Source organism: Synechococcus sp. FACHB-909, from assembly GCF_014698945.1.
In the GTDB taxonomy this organism is placed as follows: domain Bacteria; phylum Cyanobacteriota; class Cyanobacteriia; order PCC-6307; family Cyanobiaceae; genus Cyanobium.
In genome coordinates, this window is sequence record NZ_JACJTY010000001.1 from 555,995 (window position 1) to 568,427 (window position 12,433).

Below are 12,433 nucleotides of genomic sequence, written 5' to 3' on the forward strand. Positions count from 1 at the left end.
GGTGGCGGCGTTCCTAGGACGGCCTGGAGGACACCCCTGCCATCCCTCCCGATTTCCGTGGGCACCTTCCTGACCGGCAATCCCCTGGCAATCTTCGCCCTGCTGCTGGTGCTGAGCGTGGTGGTGCCGCCGCTGGTGCGGCCCCTGCGCCTGCCGGACCTGGTGGGGCTGCTGGTGGCGGGAGTGGTGATCGGTCCCCACGGCCTGGCCTGGCTGGTGTCCAGCAATGAGACGGTGCGGTTGCTCTCGGACGTGGGGGTGATCTACCTGCTGTTCATCGCCGGGCTGGAGATCGACCTGGGGGAGTTCCAGCGGATCCGGGCCCGTTCCTTCCGCTTCGGCCTGCTCACCTTCACCCTGCCGATGCTGGCCGGCACCGTGCTCGGGTTCGCCTATGGCTACCCGGCGGTGAGCGCCGTGCTGATCGGCTCGATCCTGGCCTCCCACACCCCCCTGGGCTATCCGATCGTGCGCAGCTTCGGCGCCATGCGGGAGGAGTGCGTCACGGTGGCGATCGGCGGCACGATCTTCACCGACATCGCCGCCCTCGTGGTGCTGGCCCTCTGCGTCAGCCTGGGGCGGGGCCAGCTGAGCGCCGAGGGGGTGGTGGGGCTGCTGCTCAAGGTGGCCGTCTATGCCGCCGCCGTGCTGCTGCTGATCCGCTGGCTGGGCCGGGGCCTGGTCCGCCGCAGCGTCGACGGCGACAGCCGCCTGTTCGTGGCGGTGCTGCTGGCCCTGTTCCTGGCGGCGGTGGGGGCGGAGCTGGCCGGGGTGGAGAAGATCGTCGGCGCCTTCCTCGCCGGCCTGGCCGTGAACGGCGTGCTGCCGGACGGGCGCGTCAAGGAGCAGGTGGTGGTGGTGGGGGCGAGCCTGTTCATCCCCCTGTTCTTCATCGATCTGGGCCTGCTGCTCGATGTGCCGGTGTTCCTGAGCACCATGACGGGCTCCGCCTTCGCGGTTGCCCTGATCCTGTGCCTGATCGCCAGCAAGGGACTGGCCTCCTGGTGGTCGGGGCTGCTCTATCGCTACGACGGCCCCCAGATGCTCACCCTCTGGTCGCTGTCGCTGCCCCAGGTGGCGGCGACCCTGGCCGCCACCTACGTGGGCTTCCGCCAGGGCCTGCTGGATGAGCGGATGCTCAACAGCGTCCTGGCCCTGATGGTGGTGACCGCGACCCTGGGCCCGATCCTGACCACGGTGGCGATGACCCGGATGGCCAGCCGCCGCTCCCGGGACCTGAGCCTGCAGGAGAGCGGCCAGCTGGCCCTGGTGCGGCGGGCCCTGCGGGTGCTGGTGCCGATCAGCGACGCCCGCAGCGAGGAGTTCCTGCTGGCCCTGGCCGGGCGCCTGATCGACGGCGAGGCGGGTCACCAGGGCTCGGTGCTGCCCCTGGCGGTGGTGTCGCCCCGCCAGGCCGGGGCGGGCCGCGGGCCCCATCCCGTCGTGCACCGGGCCCTGGCCGCGGGGCGCCAGCTGCTGGAGCGGGCCGATGTCCGCACCGCGGCGGCAGGGGTGCCCAGCCGCTCGCTGCTGCGGGTCGACAACGACATCCCCGGCGGCATCGCCCGCACGGCCCTCGAGCAGGGGGCCGACCTGGTGCTGGTCGGGGTGGCGCCGGGCGCCCGGCTGGGGAGCTGGCTGTTCGGCGATCTGGTGGCCGCCATCTGCCGTCAGGCCCACTGCCCGGTGGTGATGGCCCGGCTGCGGGAGGATCCGGCCGGCTTCCGCCGGCTGCTCGTGCCGGTGAAGGACCTCTCCGCCGGCGCCCTGGAACAGTTCCAGCTGGCGGAGCGGCTGCTGCGCGCCAGCCCGCCCGGGGAGGGGGCCGCCATCACCCTGCTGCACGTGCACGAACCCTGGCTGGCCCAGGCGGAGCGGGAGCGGCTGACCCGCCGGCTCCAGGCCTGGGTCCCGTCCCCCGCCAGGGCCGGCGGGGCCGTGCCGGTGACGGTGGACCTCCAGGCTGACCCGAACGTGGCCGACGCGATCGAGCGCAGCAGCGAGAGCCACGATCTGGTGATCCTGCGCTCCCTGCGGCGCCTGGTGGAGGGGATGCCGATTCCCGCCAGCGACCAGGCCACCGGGCTGCTGCGGCGGCTGGGCTGCTCGGTCCTGGTGATCAGCGATCCACTCCACTGACCCCTGCATGGATCAGGGGCCATGACTAGACAGAGGGGAGACCCCCAGCTCCCATGCCCTACAGCCACCTTCTGGTGCCCAGCGACGGCTCCGACCTCTCGATGGCGGCCGTGCGCCATGCCGTGGCCCTTGCCGCGGCCCTCGGGGCCCGCATCACCTTCTTCCATGCCCAGGCCAGCGTGCCGGTGCAGGTGGTGGGGCTCGGCGAAATGCTCGATGCCACCACCATGGAGGCGCTGATGAGCGCCAGCCGCAAGGACGTGGAGCGCATCCTGGAGGAGTCCCTGGCGGTGGCCCGCCAGGCCGGCGTCAGCGCCGATGGCGAGAAGGTGATGAGCGACCTGCCCCACCAGGCCATCGTCGAGGCCGCCACCCGATTGGGTTGCGATCTGATCCTGATGGCCTCCCACGGCCGCCGCGGCCTGGTGGGGATGCTGATCGGCAGCGAGACCCAGCGGGTGCTGGTCCAGTCCCCCTGTCCGGTCCTGGTCTACCGATGAGTGCCCTCGCCTCCGGTGGGGGCGACGGCGCCTCCGACCGGGCCTACGACATCCTGCGCTCCCAGCACCAGCCGCTGGCGGCCCTCTTCTCCCCCCGCAGCGTGGCGGTGATCGGGGCCTCCGACCGGCCGGGCAGCGTCGGCCGGGGGGTGCTCTGGAACCTGATCAGCCATCCCTTCGGCGGCACCGTCTATCCCGTCAATCCGAAGCGCGCCAGCGTGCTGGGGATCCGGGCCTACGCCACGGTGGCGGAGCTGCCCGAGCCCGTGGATCTGGCGGTGATCGCCACCCCGGCCGCCACGGTGCCGGGGCTGATCGAGGCCTGCGCGGCGGCGGGGGTGAAGGGGGTGATCGTGCTCTCGGCGGGCTTCCGGGAGATCGGCGCCGCCGGCATCGCCCTCGAGGCCCGCATCCGCGATGGCCTGCGCCGCTCCGGCATGCGGCTGGTCGGGCCCAACTGCCTGGGGCTGATGAATCCCCGCACCGGCCTCAACGCCACCTTCGCCGGCACCTTCGCCCGACCCGGCCACGTGGGCTTCCTGAGCCAGTCGGGGGCCATCTGCACCGCCGTCCTCGACTGGAGCCTGCAGGAGAACGTGGGCTTCAGCGCCTTCGTCTCGATGGGCTCAATGCTCGATGTGGACTGGGGGGATCTGATCACCTACCTGGGGGACGACCCGGAGACCCACAGCATCGTCATCTACATGGAGTCGATCGGGGATCCCCGTTCGTTCCTCTCGGCGGCGCGGGAGGTGGCCCTCACCAAACCGATCGTGGTGATCAAGGCGGGACGCACGGCCGAGGCGGCCCAGGCGGCGGCCTCCCACACCGGGGCCCTCACTGGCAGTGACGCCGTGCTCGATGCCGCCTTCCGGCGCTGCGGCGTGCTGCGGGTGGACAGCATCGCCGACCTCTTCGACCTGGCCGAGGTGCTTTCCAAGCAGAGACGCCGGCCAATGGGCCCGCGGCTGACGATCCTCACCAACGCCGGCGGCCCTGGCGTGCTCGCCACCGACGCCCTGGTGCGCCACGGCGGCACCCTGGCCAGGCTCCCGGAGGCGACCCTGACGGCCCTCGATGCCGTGCTGCCGCAGCATTGGAGCCGGGCCAACCCGATCGACATCCTCGGGGACGCCGATCCGGAGCGCTACGAGCGGGCCATCCGCCTGGCCCTGGAGAACCCCGACAGCGACGGTCTGCTGGTGGTGCTCACCCCCCAGGCCATGACCGACCCGACCGGCACGGCCGAACGGCTGGTGGCCCTGGCGGCGAGCACCACCAAGCCCCTGCTGGCCAGCTGGATGGGGGGCCGGGACGTGGAGGCGGGGGAGCGCCTGCTCAATGCCGCCGGCATCGCCACCTACCGCTACCCGGACGCGGCGGTGCAGCTGTTCGATGCCATGTGGCGCTACAGCGACAACCTGCGCGCCCTCTATGAGACGCCGGCCCTGGTGCCGGAAACGGAGGCAGCGGTGGCATCCGGTGCCGACGAGCCCCACGCCGACCGCGGGCGGGTGGAGGAGCTGCTGGCCGCTGTCCGCGCGGAGGGGCGCACCCTGCTCAACGAATGGGAAGCCAAGCAGGTGCTGGCCGCCTACGGCATTCCCACGGTCCCCACCCACATGGCCCTCAGCGCCGAGGCGGCCACGGCCGCCGCCGACGCCATGGGCTACCCGGTGGTGGTGAAGCTGCTCTCCGCCGAGCTCACCCACAAAACAGACGTCGGCGGGGTGCAGCTGAACCTGGGCAACGGCGAGGCGGTGGCCCAGGCCTACCGGAGCATGGAGAGCGCGATCGTCGCCCTGCACGGGGCGAGCGCCTTCGGCGGGGTGACCGTCCAGCCGATGCTGGAACTCACAGGGACCTACGAACTGATCGTCGGCAGCAGCATCGACCCCCAGTTCGGGCCGGTGATCCTGTTCGGCACCGGCGGCCTGCTGGTGGAGGTGTTCCGCGACAGTGCCGTGGCCCTGCCGCCGCTGAACACCACCCTGGCCCGGCGGCTGATGGAGCGCACCCGGATCTACGCGGCGCTTCAGGGGGTGCGGGGCCGGCCGCCGGTGGATCTGGCAGCGCTCGAACGGCTGCTGGTGCGCCTCAGCCGGCTGGTGCTGGAGCACCCGGCCATCCTCGAACTCGACATCAACCCGCTGCGGGTGGCACCGGGGGATGGGGAGGGCGCCCTGGTGGCCCTCGACGCCCGGGTGCTGCTGCAGGCGTCCTCCGGAGCCACCTGCTTCAGCCCCAGGCCGGCGATCCGTCCCTACCCCAGCGCGTACGTGCGCGACTGGCGGCTGCCCGACGGCTCAGCGGTGACCCTGCGGCCGATCCGGCCGGAGGACGAACCCCTGGTGGTGGCGTTCCACCGCACCCTCTCGCAGCAGAGCGTCTACTTCCGGTACTTCCATCTGATGACCCTGGGCCACCGGATCGCCCACGAGCGGCTCACCCGGATCTGCTTCACCGATTACGACCGGGAGATGGCCCTGGTGGCGGAGCGGGCCGGGGAGAACGGCGCCCCCGCCGAAGTGCTGGGCGTGGGGCGGCTCAGCCGGATCCACGACGAGAACGCGGCCGAGTTCGCCATGCTGATCGCCGATCCCTGGCAGCGGCAGGGGCTGGGCACCGCCCTGCTGGGCCTGCTGCTGGAGATCGGGCGCCAGGAGGGACTGGAGCGGATCTGCGCCGAGATCCTGCACGAGAACCGGGGCATGCAGCACGTCTGCCGGAAGCTGGGCTTCCGGCTCCGGCCCACGGCTGAATGCGTGCACGCCGAGATCAGCCTCCTGGAGCCGGCCGCTGGCCTGCCGGAACGGGACGGGATTCCCTCGCCAGCCAGTGCAGCTGCCAGGCCCGCTGCAGATCCACCCGCGTGACGCGGTAACCCAGGCGGCGGGCGGCCAGGATCAGCTCCGGGGAGGAGCGGCAATGGCGCAGCCCGCAGCGGATCACCGCATCCGTCTCGGCCTCATCGACAAGGCGCTCGAGTTCGCTCCAGCTCATCGGGTTCTCCCACCCTCCCGTTCAAGCTGGCAACGGCGGCGCGATCCGACCAGGGGTCCGACAGCAAGCGATGCACAGGGCAACGCAGGCCATGGGCAGGGCGCGCCGTTTGCTGGAGTCGCATCCTGTCGGACATCGGCCGGGAGCCGTTCATGGATCGGTCACATGACTTCGCTTGATTGATGTCAGCCCCACCTCAGGGGTCGCTCCTCACAACGCGAACACCATGAACACCATCCTTCGTCAGGGGTCCCGCCGCCTCGTGGGCCTGCTGGGCACCACCGGCGTCCTGGCCCTGGTCGCCGCCCCCCTGGAGGCCCTGGCCGGTCCCTGGGGCCCGTCCGGCGCACCCCGCCAGGTCGACAGCCGCCGTGTTCCCTACCCCGTGCAGACCCTGCCCAGCCCCTCGTCCTACGGCGACGGTTACGGCGGCGGCTACCGGGCCGACTACGACGTCGACCGCTACCGGGCCAACCTGCCGGTGGCTCCCGACTACATCCAGGCCCAGACGGCCCAGCGCTGCAACGTCGGCCGACTGGTGGGCGGCATCATCGGCGGTGGCCTGGGCTACGCCGCCTCCCGCCAGGACGGCCGCACCTGGGCCGTGCCGCTCGGGGCCCTGCTTGGTCAGCAGATGGGCTGCAGCATCGGCGCCCAGCGGGCTCCCCTGCCCTGGTGAGCCCCCGGCTCAGGAAGCGGTCCCGAAGGCCACCTGACAGGCGGCATTGAGGAGTTCCGCTTCCTGGGCACTGCTCGGCTCCTGGCCGTTCAGCAGACCCTGCTGGCAGTCGGCGGAGAGCTGAAAGACGCTGCCGTCGGCACTGACATCAAAGGCCACCGTCGAGGTGCCGGTCGGCTGGACCGTGCCGAACAGCAGCTGGTACTCGGTGTTGGGCACCACGATCACCGTCTGGCTGCTGGCCACCGCGGCGTCAACGGCACTGTTGATGATCGAAGCCGTCGCCAGCGTGGCCACACCCCAGGTGGCGGCCCGGGCCCCCCACCATCCCCATGACGGGGTGGCCCAGCCGCCGTACCAGCCATGGTTCCAGGGTCGGGCGACGCCCCAGCCCGGACGGGCCCAGCCGGGCCGGACACCGAAGGCGTTGACGTTGGCGGCGCGGGTCCAGTTGCGGTTGACGTTGACGCTGCGGTTGAGGTTGCGGTTGACGTTGACGTTCCGGTTCAGGTTGGCGTTCCGGTTGAGGTTGGCGTTGCGGTTGATGGTTCCGGCTCCGGCGGGCCTGTTGAGTCCAGGGGTGCCGACCACCCCCCCGGGCCGCGCCGCAGGACGATTCAACGAGGGGCCCCCCAGGCCACCACCGGCAACGCCGCTGCTCCAGCCCCCGGCGGGCCTGTTGACGCCCCGGTTGAGACCGCCGGCCCCGCCGGATCCCTGGAAGCCACTGCGGCCCAGCGAACCACCACCACCGGCGCGGCCGAGACCACCGCCTCCACCCCCGACTCTGGCGCCGCCACCACCGCCGCCCATCCGGGCACCGCCGCCACCGCCCATCCGAGCCCCGCCACCGCCGCCGCGGGCGATCAGCTCCGGGGCGTGGGGGGAGGAGATCTCCAGGGCCAGGCCAGCCCCGACCGGCGAGGCGATCACACCGGCCACCAACAGGGCGAGTCCGCTCAGGTTCTTCATTTCAGCAACAGGGCGCAGGCGTCGTCGTAACAGCTGGCGTCCACCCGGCCGTCGGAGCCGAAGTGGACCATCACCAGATCACGGCCCTGGAGGCGCGTGTTGGTGCGATCCTCCCGGACGCTGTTGAGGTAATTGGGGTTGACCACGCAGAGGTCCTTGCCGTTGAAGCAGACCGTGTTGGTGGAGAAGCGGGCCGAAGCTCCGCGCAGCGGGCTCCATTGCTTGGTGTCGTTCGCCCAGATCGCCATGGTCACTGGTTCAGCGGTGATGCGGACCGTTTCGACCCCGGTGCCGATGCGGTGGCGGTAGAGCGTGGCCCCTCCCATGTCCACCGCTTCCACCGTGCAGGGCACGGGAGCAGCCCCCTGGAGCGCGCACTGGGTAGTGAGCGTGTACAACACCTTCCCCGTGGGAGCAGCCTTCGCAGCCGCAGCGGGCTGGGGGGCCAGCAGGAACGTGGCCGTCAGGCCAGCCAGGACTCCGCCACCTAGAAGGGCGGGACAGAAACGGGTCACGCCATCGTGGCGGCCGCAGGGCTGAAGGCTGATCCGGCGGTGGGGCATGGGGAAAGGAACGAAAGGGGCGGCTGCACGATGGCCAGCGATGATTCCAGAGTGGGCAGCAAGGATCTGGGTGACGGGGCTGACGCGCAAATCGTTGTAATCAAAGGCGTTGGGCCTGGAGATCCGACAGCGCCGATGACCGGGAACCTGTGAGGGACCGTCTGCTCAAGCCACCCCCTGCAGACCTTTCTGCCAGCGCAGGAAGGGAATCGACAGAAGCACGGTGACGAGCAGGTAGGCCAGCACGGCCAGCTTCAGGCCGGGCATCCCGGCGCCGTGGGTGGTGGCGAACAGCAACGCCAGGCCCGGGTTTCGCATCGAGGTGACCAGGGCCACGGTGATGCGCTCGCGAGGCTCCGGGCCAGCCGTGAGGGAGCCGATGGCCAGGGCCGCGGCCACCATCACCGCCATGAAGCCCAGGGCCAGCCAGTTGGAGGCCACGAACGGCAGCAGCAAAGGGCCGGCCTTGATCAGCACGAGCACGATCAGGAGCAGAAGCAGGCCGTTGGCGAGCTTGTCGAGCGGCCCCTCCAGCCACGCCACCCAATTGGGCTTCCAGCGCCGCAGCAGCAGGCCGGCCAGCAGCGGCAGCACCTGGGCCTTGCCCACCTGCAGGGCCACGTCCCGGGGGGCGATGTCCCAGCCGTCGATGCCGAACGAGGCCCGGAACAGATCAGCGAGCAGGGGTATCGAAACGATCGCGGCCACGGCCGCGCAGGCCTGGAGCAGTGCCGCCAGCTGGCGGTCGCCGCCCGTCTTGCCGGCCTTGCGCAAGGTGAGCGGGGCGCTGGGGCAGGCCGCCATCAGGACGATGCCGAAGCGGGCCGCTGGAGAGAGGGCGAAGCTCAGGGGCAGCTTCATCAGCACCAAAGCCACCAGGGGCACCAGCACACATGAGCCGATCAGCACCCGGATCACCAGGGCGGGCCTGTGGCGCAACTGCGCGATCGCATCCAGCTGCAACCCCAGGCCGAGGGCGAACATGATCGTGAACAGGGTGAGGCCGACGAGTGCGGCAGAGGCCTGGGCCATGGAGATCAGGTGACAGCGCCGATGAACGTGAGGCTGACGGCAATGGCCGTGGCGATCGAGCATGGCTCTCGGCCTGCGATGTCGTCGCTGTTGTGGCGGGGCGGATCCATGGTTTCACCCATGCCCCCCAGGCCCGGCCTCGCTAGCGTTGAACCAGCCACAGACACTCCATCGATGGCCGTTCTCAACCGCTGCGCGATCGCGGTGGCGCCCCGGCAGCCGATGGTGGACTGGACCCGGCCGTTCTGGACCCGCGAGGACATGGAAGGGCTGGGGGAGGACCACAGCCTCTATCTGATCCCCACCTACGACAGCGAGCTGGAAGCCCAGGACCGGCTGCTGGACAGCTACGGCCAGATCTTCGCCGCCGAGCTCGACCTCTGGTGCCGCGACCGCAGCCGCTGGCCCCATCCCCGCAGCCTCGAACTCTTCGAGGCCTGGTTCTCCGTCCGCTTCTTCCCCCTCGTCGAAGACCTGGACACGGCACCGCTGCACACCTACGTCATCGATGACGACCTCCAGGACGTCCTGCGCGAGGCCATGGGCTGAGCGATGTTCTTCCGCATCCACCATCGCCTCAGCTACACCTACGACCGGCCCGTCTTCCTCGAGCCGATGGCCCTGCGGCTCACCCCCCGCCAGGACGGCAGCCAGAGGATCCTCGAGCACCACCTGCGGCTGGAGGAGCCTCCGGCGGGGCTGAGCCGGGTGCTGGAGCCCGATGGCACCGACGCGATGGTGGCTTGGTTCCAGCAGGAGCGGGACCAGCTCACGATCACGGTGGACATGCTGGTGGAAACCCTGCGCAGCAACCCCTACGACTGGATCGTCACCCACCGGGAGGCCCAGCACCTGCCAGTGAGCTACCCGGAGGCGGAGGCCCGCTCCCTGGCGGGCTGTCTGCAGGATCGGGCCGATCCGGAGGTGCGGGCCTGGGCCCAGGCCATCGCCGACCGGGTCGACGGATCGGCCACCGCCTTCCTCAGCGCCCTCGCCGATGAGATTCACCACGGCTTTCACCATGTCGGCCGGCTGGAGGGGGAGCCCACGGATGCTGCCGAGACCCTCCGCACGCTCACCGGGGCCTGCCGGGACACCGCCATGCTTTATGTGGTGGCCTGCCGCAGCCAGGGACTGGCGGCGCGGTTCGTGAGCGGCTACTCGATGCACCATCCCCCCGAGGTGAGCGAACACGAGCTGCACGCCTGGGCGGAGGTGTATCTGCCCGGAGGCGGCTGGCGGGGATTCGACCCCAGCCTGGGCCTGGCGGTGGCCGATGGCCACCTGGTCCTGGCCGCCGCGCCCGACCACCATCTGGCGGCGCCGGTAAGCGGCCGCTACCGCGGCACCGGCGTGGGCTCCAGCCTGACCTACCTGATCCGTCTGCAGGCCGCCGACGAGATCGAGGGATTAGAGGCGCCGCCTCAGCCGATGATCCCGAGCTGAAGCCAGCAGCCGGCGGGCGCCAGCTTCTCCACCACCACAGGGGTCTGGTGAGCGAGCACCAGACTGTGGGCATACCGCTCCGCCTCGTCGCGGTGGTCGAAGGTCGGACCGGTCACCTCGTTGGGCACGGTGGTCTCGTTCTGGTCGGCGGGTCGGACCCGGTACCGGCCGCGAGGGCTGGGATCACTCATGGGCCCAATCTGCTCCCCGGCCACGCCAACAGGCCACAGCAGCAGAGTGTCTTTCGATCCGTGCCGGACTCCCCACACGCGGCGGCACCGGCGGGACGAAAACGAACCGACCAAAAAAAACGCCCCTGGAGACCCAGGGGCGGTTGATCAGGAAACCGGTACCCGCCAGGGCCCGGAAATCCGGCAATGACTCAGTAGCGGCTGCGGCCACCGCCGCCGCCGTACCCACCGCCACCGCCGCCGTAGCCGCCGCCGCCGCCACCGGAGCGACCGCCGCCACCGCCACCGCCGGTGCGGGGTTCGGCCTTGTTCACACGGATGCTGCGGCCCATCCACTCGACGTCCTGAAGATCATCGATGGCCTTGGTCTCGTCGGCGTCGTTGGTCATCTCGACGAACGCGAAACCGCGCTTGCGACCCGTGTCGCGATCGAGGGGAAGGGTGCACTGGCGCAGTTCGCCGTACTGGGCAAAAAGGTTCTTCACGTCTTCCACTTCGGCGTCGAAGGAAAGATTTCCGATGTAAATGGTCATGAACCTGAAAAAAACTATGAACCGATCCTTCGAAAGCCCTTTTAGAAAGTGATGAGCTCGCTGGAGAGAAATCTTGGAATCTTCCCTACCCTACAGCCCCCGCGGGCCGGGGCCCCAGGCGTAGCGGGTCGGGAAGACCGCCCGGGCGGCGTCTGCGGAGGCCAACAGCAGGCGTGAAAGGCGATCCCAGCGGAGCCGTGCAGCAGATCTGCTGCGTCCCCCTCACATCCGCGACATCGCCGTGATCTTGTTGAGCTTGTCCCGCTCGAGTCCTTCGAGTTCCTCGACCTGGAGCAGACCATCCTTCACCAGGCTGGCGAAGACGAACAGCAGGCCGGGGAGGCGGAAATCGAAACGTCCTTCGATTTCATGGCGCTGGATGCTGAGAAAGTCATGCAGTTTCCAGCATTCCTCCACGGAGTCCATGCGGCTCGCATGGGCCTGAACGGCCCGGATGATGCCAATCGCGGCTCTGGAGTGGGCCTTGTCGAAGGCGCGGCGTGCCACCTGCTGCTCCTGATCCGTCCACTCCAATACCGCACTCACCATGGGTCTCAACAGCTGAATTTGGACGTTAACGCCCAGGCCTGAGCGGACGCGAGTCATCGGCGGGGCCGTAACCATGGCCGTGCTGGTGGGGAACGTGGCCCCGCAACTGCGGCAGCCGGAACCAGGGCACCCCCGGGTGGGCATGGTGCTCCCGGTGGTACCCGAAGTGGTAACAAGCCAGCAGGGAGAGAAGGTGGGGGTACCCCAGACTTCTGACCGCATGGCGGCCGGCGGGGCTGGATCCGTCGCCGCGATGGGGAAGATAGGTGCCGAACAGAAACAGCTGGAACGAGCTGAGAACCAGCGGCAGCACCCAGAAGGTGGGGACGGCCAGCGCCTGCCGGGGCTCCAGCAGCATCAGGCCTCCCGCCACGGCCAGCCAGCTGGCCAGAAGCAGGACCAGCTGGCCCAGGGAGAGGTAGTTCCCCATGAACCGGGCGTACCAGCGCAGGGCCCCGTCACCACTGGCCCGACGGAAGTCCGGATCCAGGCGGCTGCCCGGGAAGCGGTGATGGCGCAGGTGGTGGCGGCGGCAGCGGGCGTAGGGAAGGCCGGCGTAGAGGAGCAGGGCCAGCCGACCCAGGCCGTCGTTGAGCCGCTGACGACCCGGCACAAGGGTGCGGTGCATCGCATCGTGGCCGAGGATGAACAGGCCCGTCTGCAGGAGCGTGCGCAGGGCGACCACCAGCCCGAGTGCCGCCGGTGTCCAGCCGGCAGGCTCAGCCAGCAGGGCCAGCACCAGGGTGGCCAGCCAGGCCCCGAAGATTCCCGTTCCCAGCAGGAGTCCCGTGTCTCCGCCAGCCACTGTGACCGGAGAGGCCGAGGC

Annotated in this window: 13 protein-coding genes; 6 read left to right on the forward strand and 7 right to left on the reverse strand. The window is 70.3% G+C overall.

Annotated features, from left to right (window positions below):
- Positions 1-57 precede the first annotated feature (57 nt).
- The 4 genes from H6G99_RS02745 (at position 58) to H6G99_RS02765 (ending at position 6,321) form a co-directional block, all read left to right on the forward strand.
- Positions 58-2,139, forward strand: a complete 2,082-nt coding sequence (locus tag H6G99_RS02745) for a cation:proton antiporter domain-containing protein (RefSeq protein ID WP_190609678.1) — start codon at positions 58-60, stop codon at positions 2,137-2,139.
- Positions 2,140-2,192: 53 nt separating this feature from the next.
- On the forward strand, positions 2,193-2,639 hold the full coding sequence (locus H6G99_RS02750) for a universal stress protein (protein ID WP_190609679.1): 447 nt from the start codon (positions 2,193-2,195) through the stop codon (positions 2,637-2,639).
- Positions 2,636-5,515: a bifunctional acetate--CoA ligase family protein/GNAT family N-acetyltransferase gene (locus H6G99_RS02755; RefSeq protein ID WP_190609681.1), complete on the forward strand. Its 2,880-nt coding sequence runs from the start codon at positions 2,636-2,638 to the stop codon at positions 5,513-5,515. Before H6G99_RS02750 ends, H6G99_RS02755 begins: the two co-directional genes overlap by 4 nt.
- A gap of 353 nt (positions 5,516-5,868) precedes the next feature.
- Positions 5,869-6,321: a hypothetical protein gene (locus H6G99_RS02765; RefSeq protein WP_143594171.1), complete on the forward strand. Its 453-nt coding sequence runs from the start codon at positions 5,869-5,871 to the stop codon at positions 6,319-6,321.
- Positions 6,322-6,330: 9 nt separating this feature from the next.
- Here the strand turns inward: H6G99_RS02765 and H6G99_RS02770 are convergent, their stop codons facing one another.
- From H6G99_RS02770 to H6G99_RS02780, 3 genes are all read right to left on the reverse strand, one after another.
- Entirely contained in the window at positions 6,331-7,293 is a 963-nt protein-coding gene (locus tag H6G99_RS02770; protein WP_190609895.1) for a hypothetical protein, read from the reverse strand.
- A complete protein-coding gene (locus H6G99_RS02775; RefSeq protein ID WP_233134035.1) occupies positions 7,290-7,691 on the reverse strand; it encodes a hypothetical protein in 402 nt (133 codons plus the stop codon). Before H6G99_RS02775 ends, H6G99_RS02770 begins: the two co-directional genes overlap by 4 nt.
- Positions 7,692-8,021: 330 nt before the next feature.
- Entirely contained in the window at positions 8,022-8,888 is an 867-nt protein-coding gene (locus H6G99_RS02780; RefSeq protein ID WP_094586970.1) for a bile acid:sodium symporter, read from the reverse strand.
- Between the two features lie 174 nt (positions 8,889-9,062).
- Between H6G99_RS02780 and H6G99_RS02785 the strand changes: the two genes are divergently transcribed.
- Together H6G99_RS02785 and H6G99_RS02790 are read left to right on the forward strand one after the other, a co-directional pair.
- Complete coding sequence (locus H6G99_RS02785) at positions 9,063-9,437, forward strand: hypothetical protein (protein WP_094586972.1); 375 nt, start codon at positions 9,063-9,065, stop codon at positions 9,435-9,437.
- A 3-nt stretch (positions 9,438-9,440) separates the two neighbouring features.
- The gene (locus H6G99_RS02790) at positions 9,441-10,334 is read left to right on the forward strand and encodes a transglutaminase family protein (protein WP_094586974.1); all 894 of its coding nucleotides are present in this window, start codon (positions 9,441-9,443) and stop codon (positions 10,332-10,334) included.
- Here H6G99_RS02790 and H6G99_RS02795 read toward each other — a convergent pair.
- The 4 genes from H6G99_RS02795 to H6G99_RS02810 form a co-directional block, all read right to left on the reverse strand.
- The gene (locus H6G99_RS02795) at positions 10,313-10,525 is read right to left on the reverse strand and encodes a hypothetical protein (RefSeq protein WP_094586976.1); all 213 of its coding nucleotides are present in this window, start codon (positions 10,523-10,525) and stop codon (positions 10,313-10,315) included. The genes H6G99_RS02790 and H6G99_RS02795 overlap by 22 nt on opposite strands.
- Before the next feature lie 191 nt (positions 10,526-10,716).
- Positions 10,717-11,058: an RNA-binding regulator gene (gene rbp, locus H6G99_RS02800; RefSeq protein WP_094586978.1), complete on the reverse strand. Its 342-nt coding sequence runs from the start codon at positions 11,056-11,058 to the stop codon at positions 10,717-10,719.
- Positions 11,059-11,280: 222 nt separating this feature from the next.
- Positions 11,281-11,664, reverse strand: coding sequence for a fluorescence recovery protein (gene frp / locus H6G99_RS02805; RefSeq protein ID WP_233134036.1), 384 nt, complete (start codon positions 11,662-11,664; stop codon positions 11,281-11,283).
- On the reverse strand, positions 11,633-12,412 hold the full coding sequence (locus H6G99_RS02810; RefSeq protein ID WP_190609684.1) for a fatty acid desaturase: 780 nt from the start codon (positions 12,410-12,412) through the stop codon (positions 11,633-11,635). The genes frp and H6G99_RS02810 overlap by 32 nt, the downstream gene beginning before the upstream one ends.
- Positions 12,413-12,433: the final 21 nt, after the last annotated feature.

Excerpts from the sequence above, each read along its gene's own strand:
- H6G99_RS02795 (WP_094586976.1), bottom strand. The coding sequence starts at position 10,525 with ATGAGTGATCCCAGCCCTCGCGGCCGGTACCGGGTCCGACCCGCCGAC.
- rbp (WP_094586978.1), bottom strand. The coding sequence starts at position 11,058 with ATGACCATTTACATCGGAAATCTTTCCTTCGACGCCGAAGTGGAAGAC.
- H6G99_RS02780 (WP_094586970.1), bottom strand. The coding sequence starts at position 8,888 with ATGGCCCAGGCCTCTGCCGCACTCGTCGGCCTCACCCTGTTCACGATC.
- H6G99_RS02785 (WP_094586972.1), top strand. The coding sequence starts at position 9,063 with ATGGCCGTTCTCAACCGCTGCGCGATCGCGGTGGCGCCCCGGCAGCCG.
- H6G99_RS02790 (WP_094586974.1), top strand. The coding sequence starts at position 9,441 with ATGTTCTTCCGCATCCACCATCGCCTCAGCTACACCTACGACCGGCCC.
- H6G99_RS02765 (WP_143594171.1), top strand. The coding sequence starts at position 5,869 with ATGAACACCATCCTTCGTCAGGGGTCCCGCCGCCTCGTGGGCCTGCTG.
- H6G99_RS02755 (WP_190609681.1), top strand. The coding sequence starts at position 2,636 with ATGAGTGCCCTCGCCTCCGGTGGGGGCGACGGCGCCTCCGACCGGGCC.
- frp (WP_233134036.1), bottom strand. The coding sequence starts at position 11,664 with ATGACTCGCGTCCGCTCAGGCCTGGGCGTTAACGTCCAAATTCAGCTG.
- H6G99_RS02770 (WP_190609895.1), bottom strand. The coding sequence starts at position 7,293 with ATGAAGAACCTGAGCGGACTCGCCCTGTTGGTGGCCGGTGTGATCGCC.
- H6G99_RS02750 (WP_190609679.1), top strand. The coding sequence starts at position 2,193 with ATGCCCTACAGCCACCTTCTGGTGCCCAGCGACGGCTCCGACCTCTCG.